Origin of the sequence: Thermosynechococcus sp. M98_K2018_005, assembly GCF_015295825.1 — a bacterium.
Taxonomy (GTDB): domain Bacteria; phylum Cyanobacteriota; class Cyanobacteriia; order Thermosynechococcales; family Thermosynechococcaceae; genus Thermosynechococcus.
The window spans coordinates 1-12,367 of the sequence record NZ_DVEH01000020.1 but is presented as its reverse complement, the minus strand read 5'-3'; the positions used below and the strand labels follow the sequence as shown (position 1 = coordinate 12,367).

The 12,367-nt window shown below is 53.7% G+C and carries 12 protein-coding genes and 1 tRNA gene; 6 read left to right on the top strand and 7 right to left on the bottom strand.

Going from position 1 to position 12,367, the window contains the following annotated elements; genetic code table 11:
• Positions 1 to 54: 54 nt before the first annotated feature.
• From IGQ15_RS02410 to IGQ15_RS02400, 3 genes are all read right to left on the bottom strand, one after another.
• Positions 55 to 549, bottom strand: coding sequence for an isoprenylcysteine carboxylmethyltransferase family protein (locus IGQ15_RS02410; protein WP_297048309.1), 495 nt, complete (start codon positions 547 to 549; stop codon positions 55 to 57).
• Between the two features lie 33 nt (positions 550 to 582).
• A complete protein-coding gene (locus IGQ15_RS02405) occupies positions 583 to 1,092 on the bottom strand; it encodes a 4Fe-4S binding protein (RefSeq protein ID WP_297048307.1) in 510 nt (169 codons plus the stop codon).
• Between the two features lie 146 nt (positions 1,093 to 1,238).
• Positions 1,239 to 2,270 (bottom strand): D-alanine--D-alanine ligase family protein, encoded by a 1,032-nt coding sequence (locus IGQ15_RS02400; protein ID WP_297048305.1) that lies wholly within the window; start codon positions 2,268 to 2,270, stop codon positions 1,239 to 1,241.
• Positions 2,271 to 2,342: 72 nt separating this feature from the next.
• Here IGQ15_RS02400 and IGQ15_RS02395 point away from each other — a divergent pair, with 72 nt between their 5' ends.
• The 3 genes from IGQ15_RS02395 to atpC all read left to right on the top strand — a co-directional run bounded on the left by IGQ15_RS02395 (position 2,343) and on the right by atpC (position 4,697).
• A complete protein-coding gene (locus IGQ15_RS02395; protein WP_297048303.1) occupies positions 2,343 to 2,537 on the top strand; it encodes a DUF2862 domain-containing protein in 195 nt (64 codons plus the stop codon).
• 227 nt (positions 2,538 to 2,764) lie between these two features.
• Complete coding sequence (atpD, locus tag IGQ15_RS02390; protein WP_297048301.1) at positions 2,765 to 4,213, top strand: F0F1 ATP synthase subunit beta; 1,449 nt, start codon at positions 2,765 to 2,767, stop codon at positions 4,211 to 4,213.
• Between the two features lie 67 nt (positions 4,214 to 4,280).
• Positions 4,281 to 4,697, top strand: a complete 417-nt coding sequence (atpC, locus tag IGQ15_RS02385) for an ATP synthase F1 subunit epsilon (protein ID WP_149817321.1) — start codon at positions 4,281 to 4,283, stop codon at positions 4,695 to 4,697.
• A gap of 55 nt (positions 4,698 to 4,752) precedes the next feature.
• Here the strand turns inward: atpC and prfB are convergent.
• Positions 4,753 to 5,863, bottom strand: a protein-coding gene (gene prfB / locus IGQ15_RS02380; protein WP_363315764.1) for a peptide chain release factor 2 whose coding sequence is annotated in 2 segments (ribosomal slippage) — positions 4,753 to 5,790 and positions 5,792 to 5,863 — 1,110 coding nt in all. Because the reading frame shifts where the segments join, the coding sequence is not laid out codon by codon here.
• A gap of 192 nt (positions 5,864 to 6,055) precedes the next feature.
• Between prfB and ftsH4 the strand changes: the two genes are divergently transcribed.
• Positions 6,056 to 7,915: an ATP-dependent zinc metalloprotease FtsH4 gene (gene ftsH4 / locus IGQ15_RS02375; protein WP_297048295.1), complete on the top strand. Its 1,860-nt coding sequence runs from the start codon at positions 6,056 to 6,058 to the stop codon at positions 7,913 to 7,915.
• Positions 7,916 to 8,147: 232 nt separating this feature from the next.
• Here ftsH4 and IGQ15_RS02370 read toward each other — a convergent pair whose 3' ends face one another.
• Genes IGQ15_RS02370 through IGQ15_RS02360 form a run of 3 tightly spaced genes read right to left on the bottom strand, consistent with a single transcriptional unit; the run spans position 8,148 to position 11,338 of the window.
• A complete protein-coding gene (locus IGQ15_RS02370; RefSeq protein ID WP_297048293.1) occupies positions 8,148 to 9,614 on the bottom strand; it encodes a TldD/PmbA family protein in 1,467 nt (488 codons plus the stop codon).
• A 51-nt stretch (positions 9,615 to 9,665) separates the two neighbouring features.
• Positions 9,666 to 9,971 carry a 50S ribosomal protein L25 gene (gene rplY, locus IGQ15_RS02365; RefSeq protein ID WP_250681861.1) on the bottom strand — a complete coding sequence of 102 codons (306 nt, stop codon included), beginning with the start codon at positions 9,969 to 9,971 and terminating at the stop codon, positions 9,666 to 9,668.
• Between the two features lie 23 nt (positions 9,972 to 9,994).
• Positions 9,995 to 11,338, bottom strand: coding sequence for an adenylosuccinate synthase (locus IGQ15_RS02360; protein ID WP_297048289.1), 1,344 nt, complete (start codon positions 11,336 to 11,338; stop codon positions 9,995 to 9,997).
• Positions 11,339 to 11,480: 142 nt separating this feature from the next.
• On the opposite strand from IGQ15_RS02360, the gene IGQ15_RS02355 reads away from it, so the two are divergent.
• Positions 11,481 to 11,552, top strand: a tRNA-Thr gene (locus IGQ15_RS02355).
• 41 nt (positions 11,553 to 11,593) lie between these two features.
• Positions 11,594 to 12,226, top strand: a complete 633-nt coding sequence (gene ruvA / locus IGQ15_RS02350; RefSeq protein WP_363315763.1) for a Holliday junction branch migration protein RuvA — start codon at positions 11,594 to 11,596, stop codon at positions 12,224 to 12,226.
• The last annotated feature ends 141 nt before the right edge of the window (positions 12,227 to 12,367 follow it).

The following is a 12,367-nucleotide window of genomic DNA, read 5'->3' as shown; positions in this document are numbered from 1 at the left end:
CAACCACCCTGTATCCAGTCTGCGGCAAGTTGTTTGCCAGCAAAAGGACAAAAATTAGTAGAGAAGAGGAATCAGTTTTTTCACCGTCTGCCGATAGGTGGGGTAGTCCTTAAACTTGGCCGATAGCCACTGCTCCTCTTGAGCCGCCTTGCGGTCAAAGAAAATGAAGAGGGCGATCGCCCCCAGCCCATGGGAAAGACTCATTTGCCATACCCCATAGGCCAAGGCCAAAAAGATGACACTGCTGTAGATGGGATGGCGCACCCAAGCATAAACCCCCGTGGTCACTAACTGACTGTCTTCTTTGGGATGGGGTAGGGGTGTCAAGTTGTTCCCTAGGTGAAACAAGCCAGCAATGCCTAGACCAAGGCCAATCAGCCCCAAGCCAAGGGTCAATCCTAGGCGCACCGCCGAGGGCAGGGTAACCACTCGTACCAGCGGCAAGAGAATAAAGCCGATACTGAGTACTGTTTGGCCAATGACCCAAAGTTCTCCCCGCTGGTTGCGCCACCAGTCTTTGCTGAAACCCCACTCTTGCAGTTTATTCACCTTGGTTGCCGCTGTTGCTGGATATCTCAAATTCTAGCGATCGCGTGCTCCCTCCACAGGGGGCAACAATTTTGTCGCTTTCGCCCTGGCTTTTTGGGTCTTCGTCTGGCCACTCCCCAGTTTGCCCAAGGATTCTTGGAGTGTGCCCATCGGGCAAATCGCGCACCACGCCCGCTGATTAAAGATCACCCCCAAGAGAATGGCAACAATGGAGGTGACGACGCACATATTGACAAAGAGGCCACCCACCGCCACCCAGTTACCCCATGCCAACGTCATGCGAATGGCAAAAACCGTCATGATGAAGCTAAACACAGCCCAGCGAAAACTTTGTTTTTTGAAGAGTTTGGGATAGGGACGGTGGGGACTAAAGTGATAAAGCACAATGTCTAGGAACGCGCCCCGCGGGCAGAGGTTGCCACACCAATAGCGGCTACGAAAATAGGCCAGTGCAGGAATACCCAGCATCATGGCCAGCATAAGGTACCCCAGCCACGGATACCAGAGGCCACCGATCGCAATTAGAAAAAATAGCCAAATCATTGCCCACTGACTGGGCTTGCCCCTCAACAATCGCTTCATAACCTGCCTAGTCTTGTAGTCTTATATGACTATAAAGCTATATACTTGAGAAAGTCAAGATCTGGCGCCAGTGCCTTCATGACGCTTTACGTTGCTCAGGGCAATAGCTACCCGTGCCGCTCTAGTGCCAGTAGCACCAAGCGATGGACTAATTCCGGAAAGGACACACCACTCGCCGCCCACAGTTGCGGGTACATACTCAGACCGGTAAACCCCGGTAGGGTATTCACTTCGTTAATTAGCACTTCCCCAGTGCTTGGTACATAGAAAAAATCAAAGCGGGCAAGGCCAGCGGCATCAAGGGCTTGAAAGGCCTGTAGGGACATTGTGCGGATCTGCTCACTCACTGCTGCGGGAATCTCCGCAGGAATATGGAGTTGAGCGCGGCCATCAGTGTATTTGGTTTCGTAATCGTAGAACTCACTGCTGTAGGTGATCTCCCCCACCACCGAGGCCTGGGGTTTATCATTGCCGAGCACCGCGCACTCTAGCTCACGGGCAACCACACCCGCTTCCACAATGATGCGACGATCCAGTTCGGCAGCGGCCTCAAGGGCAGTTGTGAGTTGGGGGCGATTTTTGGCCTTGGAGATGCCCACTGAGGAGCCAAGGTTGGCGGGTTTGACAAAGCAGGGATAGCCTAATTCGGTTTCAATGCGATCGCACAAATGGTTGTAACGACAGGGATCCGACCACAGGTCACTGCGCTGAAGGGCCACGTAGCGCACTTGGGGTAAGCCCACAGCCCCAAAAACTGTTTTCATCAGGATTTTGTCCATACCAATGGCCGAGGCGGCCACGCCCGAACCCACGTAGGGGCGTTGCATCAATTGCAGCAGGCCTTGCATCGTACCATCTTCGCCATTGGGTCCGTGGAGAATTGGGAACCAAACATCAATGGTTTCGGCAACCGCAGGAAACTGCCACAGGGAGTCCTCTGGTGCTGCGCCATTGGGGATGCCAACGCGGTCTGTGGAGTGCCAGCGGCCATCTTTTTGGATGTAGATGGGAATCACTTCATAGCGATCGCGATTGTCCCCCTCGGCAAAGGCTTGGGCGATCGCTGCCGCCGAGACCACCGAAACTTCATGCTCCCGTGAGCGACCTCCAAACAGTAGCCCGACCCGCAGACGACCCATAGGACAAACCCGTGTGAATGTGACGGTTTCTTGGTACGATTTTCAAGGATTATACAAAGTTTGGGAGTTGCTATGGACGTGGGGCAAAAAGTGCGCGTCTGTCGAATTCGCGATCGCGTCGCCCAAGACATCATTCAAAAACTCGGCCAAGTGGGTCAAATTACTGGTTTTAAGATGACCGATGGCAGTGGGGTTGGCGTCATTGTCACCTTTGAGGATCGCTCCAGCACTTGGTTTTTTGAGGACGAAATTGAAGTCGTCGGCTAATTCCTGCCCTGCCGCCTTTTTCGCAGCAACTAAGCTAGGTCAATCAGACCTCAGATTTGGATCCACTGAATCCGATAGAAAAAGGCTGTATTAGTGGTACGTTGTATTGTGGTGCGCTTGCACCAAAAGCTGCATTCCACTTTCAGTCTCGATCGTTGTGCCCCTTGGGGAGCGATCGCCCTCTGAAAAAACGCAAATGAATTTACCTAGACAGTAGGCAAACGTCCATGGTCATATCAGCAGAACGAACCAATGTAGGCTTTATTACTCAGGTCATTGGCCCTGTCGTTGACATTGAATTTCCCAGCGGCAAAATGCCCTCCATTTACAACGCCCTGCGAATTCAAGGCAAAAACGAGGCCGGCTTAGACGTGGCTGTAACCTGTGAAGTGCAACAACTCCTTGGCGATAACCGCGTCCGTGCCGTTGCCATGAGCAGTACCGATGGCTTAGTGCGGGGGATGGAAGCCGTAGATACCGGCGCCCCCATCAGTGTGCCCGTAGGGACAGCCACCCTTGGTCGCATCTTCAACGTGCTGGGTGAACCCGTGGACGAAAAAGGTGCTGTCAGTGCCACTGAAACCCTGCCCATTCACCGTCCCGCCCCCAGCTTTACGCAACTGGAAACCAAGCCCTCGGTGTTTGAAACGGGCATCAAGGTGATTGACCTACTGACCCCCTATCGCCGTGGCGGTAAAATTGGCCTCTTTGGCGGTGCTGGTGTCGGCAAAACCGTGATCATGATGGAACTGATCAACAACATTGCGACCCAACACGGTGGGGTGTCGGTGTTTGCTGGTGTGGGCGAACGTACCCGCGAAGGCAATGACCTCTACAACGAAATGATTGAATCGGGCGTGATTGACAAAGACGATCCCAGCAAATCCAAAATCGCCCTTGTGTACGGTCAAATGAACGAACCCCCCGGAGCACGGATGCGCGTGGGTTTGTCGGGGCTGACGATGGCCGAATACTTCCGCGATGTCAACAAGCAGGATGTGCTGCTGTTTATTGATAACATCTTTCGCTTTGTGCAAGCCGGTTCTGAGGTGTCGGCGCTACTGGGTCGGATGCCCTCTGCGGTGGGATACCAGCCCACCCTCGGTACCGATGTGGGTGCCCTACAAGAGCGGATTACCTCGACCACCGAAGGTTCGATTACTTCGATTCAAGCGGTCTATGTTCCTGCGGACGACTTGACTGACCCTGCTCCGGCAACAACCTTTGCCCACTTGGATGGGACAACGGTGCTCTCCCGTGGTCTAGCTGCAAAAGGGATTTACCCCGCTGTGGATCCCCTTGGCTCCACCTCCAATATGTTGCAGCCGGACATTGTGGGTCAGGAGCACTATCAAACGGCACGGGCTGTCCAAGCCACCCTCCAGCGCTACAAAGAACTTCAGGACATTATCGCCATTTTGGGTCTTGATGAACTCTCTGAGGAAGACCGCCTGACAGTGGCGCGGGCACGCAAAATTGAGCGCTTCCTGTCTCAGCCCTTCTTTGTGGCGGAAGTGTTCACCGGTGCCCCCGGCAAATACGTCACCCTCGAAGAAACCATCAAAGGCTTCCAGATGATCCTCAGCGGTGAGCTGGATGATCTGCCAGAACAAGCCTTCTACATGGTGGGCAATATCGAAGAAGCGAAAGCTAAGGCTGAAAAACTCAAAGCCTAGGTTTCACAGGTGTCCATACAGGGTGGGGCGACCCGCCCTTTGATCATTGAGTGGCAAGGGAAGCGTTATGGTGATGACCGTCCGGGTAATTGCACCCGATAAAACCGTTTGGGATGCCCCCGCTGAGGAAGTGATTTTGCCCAGCACAACGGGGCAGTTGGGTATTCTTTCAAATCATGCCCCCCTCTTAACCGCCTTGGAAACGGGCGTGATGCGGGTGCGCCAAGACCGCGAGTGGGTGGCGATCGCCCTCATGGGGGGCTTTGCCGAAGTTGAAAACAACGAAGTGACAATTCTTGTCAATGGTGCCGAGCGCGGGGACACAATTGACCTCGAAAAAGCCAAGGCCGAGTTTGCTGAAGCACAGGCTGCCCTCGCTAAAGCCGAACAGGGGGAATCGAAACAGGCTAAAATTCAAGCCACCCAAGCCTTTCGTCGTGCCCGTGCTCGCTTGCAGGCCGCAGGGGGGGTGGTCGAGATTTAGGTTCTTTCCGTGATTTGCTGAACTGCAAGTGCTCCCCCTAGGGGGAGTTTTTTGTTTAACTGGCTTCCTCCGTTTGCTGCCGCAGGTAAGCTTGGATAAAGAGATCGAGGTCACCATCCATCACCTCTTGAATGGCTGTCGTTTCCACCTCAGTGCGCAGGTCTTTGACCAATTGATAGGGATGGAAGACATAGTTGCGAATTTGGTTGCCCCAAGCCGCCTCAACGGCATCACCGCGAATATCGGCAATTTCCTTGGCCTTTTGTTCTTGGGCAATCACTAATAGCTTGGCCTTGAGAATGGCAAGGGCTTTTTCCTTGTTTTGCAGTTGCGATCGCTCCTGCGTACAGCGGACGGCCAAGCCCGTTGGTTTATGGACAATACGCACTGCGGTTTCCACCTTGTTCACGTTTTGTCCCCCCTTGCCACCACTGCGGGAAGTGGTAATCTCCAAATCGCTTTCCGGAATCTCAACCGTAACGGATTGATCCAGTTCGGGCATCACATCCACGCCGGCAAAGCTGGTTTGCCGTTTGCCATTGGCATTGAAGGGAGAAATGCGCACAAGGCGATGGGTGCCCTTTTCAGAGCGCAGATAGCCGTAGGCATAGCGCCCCCGAATTTCTAGGGTGGCTGACTTAATCCCGGCTTCTTCTCCCTCCGATAGCTCCGCCAGGTGGGTTTGGTAACCGTGGCGCTCCGCCCAGCGGGTGTACATTCGCAGCAACATTTCTGCCCAATCCTGAGCATCAGTCCCGCCAGCACCAGCATTGATCGTGAGAATGGCATTGTTTTTGTCGTAGGGGCCACTGAGGAGTTGTTCCAGTTCCCAGCGACTCAACTGGGCGTCTAAATCCTTGAGCAGCGTAGTTGCTTCTGTCACCAGCCCTTCATCCGGCTCTAGCTCCAGCAGCTCCAGTGCCGTTTCCACGTGTTCAATTGTTTTTTGCCACTGCTGAAGTTGGTTGAGGGCGTCTTTGGCTTCGGTCAACTGTTGGAGCGTGACTTGGGCGATCGCTTGATCATTCCAGAAGTCGGGCTGAGCGGCGGTGTGCTCAAGGTCGTGAATCTTGGCGTTTAATGCTGCCGGGTCAAAGATAGTCCTGGGTATGACCCAGGCGATCGCGCAACAAAGAAAAATCGCGTTTGAGTGTACTTAAATCAATCATTCTACGATGCAAAAGAGAAGAATTCTGTTGATATTTTATCAAAGGGTTGCTCGCTTCCTCACTGTAGCCTCCGGCATGTCTAGGCTAGCTTCGGGGCTGAGTGACTGAAGGTTAAGAAGCTTAACCTTGCCCTGTGCCCCTTCCAAGTGTCACTTATGATCGGTAAGTGAACTCTGGGGAATCTAACCTATGGCCATCAAGAACCCGCCCGACGTACCCCGTAATCGCTGGATTGGTAATCTGCTTCTTTTCGTGGGGGTGGGATTTCTCCTATTGAACCTACTTTTCCCCCAACTTTTTGCCCCCCGCCCACCTCAGGTTCCCTACAGTATGTTTATCCATCAGGTGAAAGAGGGGAAAGTGGCGCGTGCCTATGTCAGCCAAAATGAAATTCTCTACCAATTAAAGCCAGAGGGAGATCAACCGCCCCAAGTACTAGCGACAACGCCGATCTTTGATCTAGAGCTGCCGAAACTCCTACAGGAAAAAGGTGTTGAGTTTGCCGCTGCCCCCCCACCGCGTAATAGTTGGCTGTTGAATGTCCTTGGTTGGGTAATTCCGCCGATTGTGTTTGTGCTCATCTTTCAATTCTTTGCCAGTCGCCAAGCGGGCGGTGGTCCTCAGGGTGTTCTCTCCATCAGTAAAAGCCGCGCTAAGGTGTATGTCGAGGGTGCGAACACGGGCATTCGCTTTGATGATGTGGCGGGGGTTGAGGAAGCTAAGGCGGAACTGGTCGAGATTGTTGATTTTCTGAAAAATCCCCAACGCTATATTCAAATTGGTGCCCGCATTCCCAAGGGGGTGCTGCTGGTGGGGCCACCGGGAACAGGGAAAACCCTGCTGGCCAAAGCCGTTGCTGGCGAAGCCAATGTCCCCTTCTTCTCCATTTCAGGTTCGGAGTTTGTCGAGCTATTTGTGGGTGTCGGGTCTGCCCGCGTACGGGATCTCTTTGAGCAGGCGAAAAAGCAAGCCCCCTGTATTGTCTTTATTGATGAGTTAGATGCCATTGGTAAGTCCCGTTCCAGTGCAGGTTTTTATGGCGGGAACGATGAGCGGGAGCAAACCTTGAACCAACTCCTCACAGAAATGGATGGCTTTGATGCCACGGGGGCAACGGTGATTGTCCTTGCTGCAACAAACCGACCAGAAACCCTTGATCCGGCATTGCTGCGCCCTGGACGCTTTGACCGCCAAGTCTTGGTCGATCGCCCCGACTTGAGTGGTCGGGAGGCAATTTTGAAAATTCATGCCAAAAAGGTGAAACTGGCTCCTGAAGTGGATCTGCACGCGATCGCTGCCCGTACACCGGGGTTTGCTGGCGCAGACTTGGCCAACCTAGTCAACGAAGCCGCCCTACTGGCGGCCCGCAATCAGCGGGAAGTGGTGACGCAGCAAGACTTTGCCGAAGCAATTGAACGCATCGTGGCCGGCCTTGAGAAGAAAAGCCGTGTCCTCAGCGACAAAGAGAAGAAGATTGTCGCCTACCACGAAGTAGGTCATGCCCTTGTCGGGTATGCGCTGCCGAGCAGTGGTCGGGTAGAGAAAATCTCGATTGTGCCCCGTGGCATGGCTGCTCTTGGTTACACATTGCAGTTGCCGACGGAGGATCGCTTCCTGCTTGATGAGCAGGAACTGCGTGCCCAAATTGCCACGTTGCTGGGGGGGCGATCGGCAGAGGAGATTGTCTTTGGCACGATCACTACTGGGGCAGCTAATGATCTGCAACGGGCAACAGATTTGGCAGAGCGGATGGTGCGTAGCTACGGCATGAGCAAAGTCCTTGGCCCCCTTGCCTTTGAGCAACAACAGCCGAGCTTTTTGACGAACAATGGCATGATGCTACGGGCAGTAAGTGAGGAAACAGCTCAAGCCATTGATCGCGAAGTCAAGGAAATTGTCGAGTCAGCACACCAGCAGGCGCTCAGTATTCTTAAGGAGAACCGTGACCTTCTCGAAGCGATCGCCCAAAAACTCTTAGAAAAAGAAGTGATTGAGGGCGAAGAACTCCACGAACTACTGAGCCAAGTAAAAACCCCAATCGCTGCCTAACCCAGGAAGCCGCAAAAATGCCAAAAAAAGACCAGCGGATCACTGGTCATTCAGTCCAATGTTTTTGTCTCAGAAGAGAAGTTAAGGCGCACACAAAGCGGTGAGGGCAATCAAAAAGCTGCACTACCTTAGCTCCCCTTCTTCTTCTATGATAATGTAGCGAGAGTCACAAAAATTCACATATAAAATCTTTAGGCATTTCTGCTCAAACCCATAACCGCAGGTAATCAGTTTAGCGGCCACCGACGGTAATGGCATCGACTTTGATGTGGGGTTGACCAACGGTGACGTAGATACTACCGCTAATCGAGCCACAGAAACCGGGGGCAAGAGCCAGATCGTTGGCAGACATTGAAATTCGCTGCATAATTTCCTTGGCTTCGCCAATCAGTGTGGCTCCCTTGAGGGGCTGTTTGATTTGGCCATCTTCAATCCAGTAGGCTTCCTCAACGGCAAAGTTAAATTGACCCGTGGCACCGACACTACCGCCCCCCATGCGTTTGCAGTAAATGCCGCGATCAATAGAGGCAATCAAGTCCTCAACACTGTATTCACCGGGGGCAATGTAGGTATTGCGCATCCGCGAAGCGGCGGCATAGGTATAACTTTGGCGGCGGCCACTACCCGTGCGAGGGTGCCCTGTGCGCATCGAACCCGCGCGATCGCTCAGAAAATTCTTGAGGATGCCATTTTCAATCAGCAATGTACGCTGCGTTGGCATCCCCTCATCGTCCATATCAATACTGCCAAAGGCACCGCTAGTAATTCCCTCATCCCAAGCGGTCAAGTTCTCATGGGCAATTTTTTCGCCTTTTTTATCGGCAAAGGGGGTCGTGCCCCGCTCAATTTGAGTGGTTTCCAAGAGGTGACCACAGGCTTCATGGAAGATCACCCCCCCAAATTGGTTGGCCATGATCACTGGGTAAGTGCCCGATTCCACGTAGTCGGCATAGAGCATTTTGCCCGCCGCTTCGGCAACGGTGTCGGCTAAGGTGGTGTAGTCCCACTGACGCAAAAAGTCTGGATTACTGGTATCACCATTGCGCTCACCAATGGAGGCGCGGTGCTCGCCATCGGCACAGAGAACAGAGGCCACTGCCGACTGGGTGAGGCGAATATCACGACCAAAGGTGCCATCACTGGCGGCCACCATTACCTCTTGCCAATCGCGAAAATAACTAAGGCGGCGGGATTGTAGATGCTGGGTTTTCTGGCGCAGGCGATCGCTCCCCGCCAGCAGAATATCGGCCACTTCAGCAATAGAACTACAGGTGGCCAGCCAGCCTTCCTTGCGGCCTTGGGCATAGTCCCGCAACAGTTCAAGGTGGATTTCAGGCACATAGGCTTGGGGACTGGGTAAGAGCAAGCCCATTAAGCCCAGAGCCTTCTCTAGAGCCGCCCGCAACCCCTTGAAGCTGAGGTCATTGGTGCTCACGTAGCAATCACTGGTACCGCGAAAAACGCGAATACCCGCCCCTAAACTCAAGCGAGGGGAGACACTCGTCAGGCGATCGTCCTCAACAAGGGTACTCAGGTAATGATTCCGCTCAAGGAAAATCTCGACAAAATCAGCGCCAGCCGCCCGCCCAAGGCCAAGGAGTGTGGCAAGGGGAGACTCCCAAGAGCCATCAAAGCGATCGCCTTCGGGGGAATAGCTAAGGTGGGCAAGATCCGCAGAACGAAGTAGCGTGGCTGGCATTGTTAACAATCACTTAACATATCCCCACTATAGCAAATTCCCTCCCGCAGCCTAGTTTTCAGCTTTAGCTAAAAAGGAGAGGTGATAGAGGGTATCTTTGGCGGGGTGGGCTTGCACCTCTTGGAGCACCACTGTTCCCTGCCACGGCAAATCGGGGATCGAAAGCTGGATCGGGGTTTTCTGGGGACGGGCATCCCGCACCAAAAATTCGGCGGCATGGGTATCCACTACGAGGGAAATCGAAGACTCAATCGTAGGGCCGTAGAGGACGGCAGGAGTTTTACCCTCACGCCGCAGGGCATTGGGTTTGGCATCAGCAGGGCGTAGTTGCCCCTCAATAGCTAAGGAACGAGACATTGCTGCAACTCCAATTAAGATAATTAAGATAAAACGGGATGGACTTGGGTGCCATCATCCTTGAGGAGTGCCCGTTTCGGACCATGGATCGGATCCTCAACAATGATGGTTTGGCTGCGCTCTGCCCCCAACGAGACAATAGCGATGGGCACAGACATGATTTCAGCCAAAAACTTGAGATAGTTCAATGCCGCCTTGGGCAGATCATTAAGGGAGCGGCAATGACTGGTGGATTGCTGCCACCCCGGCAGGGTTTCATAGATGGGACGACAGCGGGCAAATTTGAGGGCATTGCTGGGGAAGTGTTCGCAGCGCTCACCGTCAATATCGTAGGCGACACAGACTTTGATCTCTGGCAACTCATCGAGGACATCGAGCTTTGTAATCGCCAAGCAATCGAGACCATTGATGCGCACCGCATAACGGCCAATCACGGCATCAAACCAGCCACAGCGGCGGCGCCGTCCAGTTGTGGTACCAAATTCAGCACCGCGATCGCCCAAGAATTCTCCCACCTCATCCAGCAGTTCCGTTGGAAAAGGGCCTTCGCCGACCCGCGTGGTATAGGCTTTGGCAACACCAATAACGCGGTCAATCATCGTCGGACCAATCCCCGCCCCGACACAGGCACCCCCGGCCACAGGGTTTGAGGAGGTGACGTAGGGATATGTGCCATGGTCAAGGTCTAAGAGGGTACCTTGGGCACCTTCAAAGAGAATGTTGCGCCGACGGCGGATGGCATCATCCAGCACGAGGGAACCATCGACAATGTGCGATCGCAGGCGCTCACCGTAGGCACAGTACTCTTCAATGATCGGCTGCGGTTCAAGGGGAGCCAGTCCGTAGAGCTTTTCGAGGATCAAATTCTTTTGGGCGATCGCCCACTCCAGCTTGGCGGCCAACTGATCAGCATCCAGCAGATCCAGCATGCGAATCCCCGTGCGCTCCGATTTATCGGCATACGTAGGGCCAATGCCACGTCCCGTGGTACCAATGCGCCGTGAGCCACGCCGTTCCTCAGCAGCAATATCCAACTGGCGATGGTAGGGCATCGTCACATGGGCTGTTTCTGCAATCAGCAGATTCTCAGTGCTCACCCCCAACTGTTCCAGTTGTTCGAGTTCCTCAAGGAGCACCTTAGGATCCACCACCGTTCCCGCCCCAATGATGCACTGGGTATCGGGGTAGAGAATCCCTGACGGGATCAGGTGCAATTTCAGGGTCTGGTCTTTGACGACAATCGTGTGACCTGCATTGACACCGCCCTGATAGCGGACTACCACATCGGCAGACTTGCTCAGGAGATCGGTGATTTTACCCTTCCCTTCATCGCCCCACTGGGCACCAACAACGACGACGTTTGCCAAGTGATTTTCTTAACTCGTTGATTCACACAATCGTCTATTTTAACCCTTGGGGCAAATGCACACAAGCGCGCGATCGCAAAAATTTTCCTATTGCCCTGCCCGTCCTAGGGGCGATCGTGCTAGCATAAGTAATGCTTTGAATGCCGATGTAGCTCAGTGGTAGAGCACTCGATTCGTAATCGAGCGGTCGTGAGTTCGAATCTCATCATCGGCTTGGATAAGACGTTTGCAACCGTCTGCGAGCAGGAACATACTGTGTTTGCCTACCTCAAAGGAATCGTTGTTGGCCATCAAGCGGAGGGTGGCCATCGCTCTGCCCTCATCCTAGAGGTGAATGGGGTTGGCTATCGCTTACTGGTCACATCCCATCTGTTGCAGCAATACCCGCCGAGTGCTGAGGTGGTGCAGATTTTTACCCATCTCAGTGTCCGTGAGGATCAGATGCTCCTCTATGGCTTTGCCTCGGCAGCGGAGCGGGATCTCTTTTTGCGTTTGATCCGTGTCAATGGGGTTGGGCCACAGATGGCGCTATCGTTGCTGGATACACTGCCCTTGCCAGAACTTGTGCAGGCCATTGTGAGTGGCAATACCCGCCGTCTCAGCCGTGCGCCCGGGGTGGGCCATAAAACCGCTGAGCGCATTGCCTTGGAACTGAAAGCCGCCCTGAGTGCTTGGCGACAGGAAACGGGGTTAACAACAGATTCCTCTGGCCTGCCCACGGAAGCGATTCGTGAAGAACTGGAGTTGACTCTTTTAGCCTTGGGCTATAGCGATCGCGAGATTGCAGCCGCCCTCGCTGCCGTCGGCCAAACGAGCAGCCTCGCTAAGAATAGCGATCCAGAGGCATGGCTACGGGAAGCCATCACATGGCTAAGTGCGAATACCTAGGCCATCACTGAGCCAATCAACCCTTCTTTGAGCAGAGAATTCCACTACATCCTATCCCTAACTGATGTTAAACTATAGCTCCTAGCATAAAAAAAGGGGCAAGCAGCCCCCTCGGAGTTGAATGAAAGACATTAATCGCTA

Bases quoted from the DNA above. Each gene is read 5' to 3' on its own strand.
- IGQ15_RS02405 (WP_297048307.1), bottom strand. From the start codon at position 1,092: ATGATTTGGCTATTTTTTCTAATTGCGATCGGTGGCCTCTGGTATCCG.
- IGQ15_RS02400 (WP_297048305.1), bottom strand. From the start codon at position 2,270: ATGGGTCGTCTGCGGGTCGGGCTACTGTTTGGAGGTCGCTCACGGGAG.
- IGQ15_RS02395 (WP_297048303.1), top strand. From the start codon at position 2,343: ATGGACGTGGGGCAAAAAGTGCGCGTCTGTCGAATTCGCGATCGCGTC.
- atpD (WP_297048301.1), top strand. From the start codon at position 2,765: ATGGTCATATCAGCAGAACGAACCAATGTAGGCTTTATTACTCAGGTC.
- atpC (WP_149817321.1), top strand. From the start codon at position 4,281: ATGGTGATGACCGTCCGGGTAATTGCACCCGATAAAACCGTTTGGGAT.
- ftsH4 (WP_297048295.1), top strand. From the start codon at position 6,056: ATGGCCATCAAGAACCCGCCCGACGTACCCCGTAATCGCTGGATTGGT.
- IGQ15_RS02370 (WP_297048293.1), bottom strand. From the start codon at position 9,614: ATGCCAGCCACGCTACTTCGTTCTGCGGATCTTGCCCACCTTAGCTAT.
- rplY (WP_250681861.1), bottom strand. From the start codon at position 9,971: ATGTCTCGTTCCTTAGCTATTGAGGGGCAACTACGCCCTGCTGATGCC.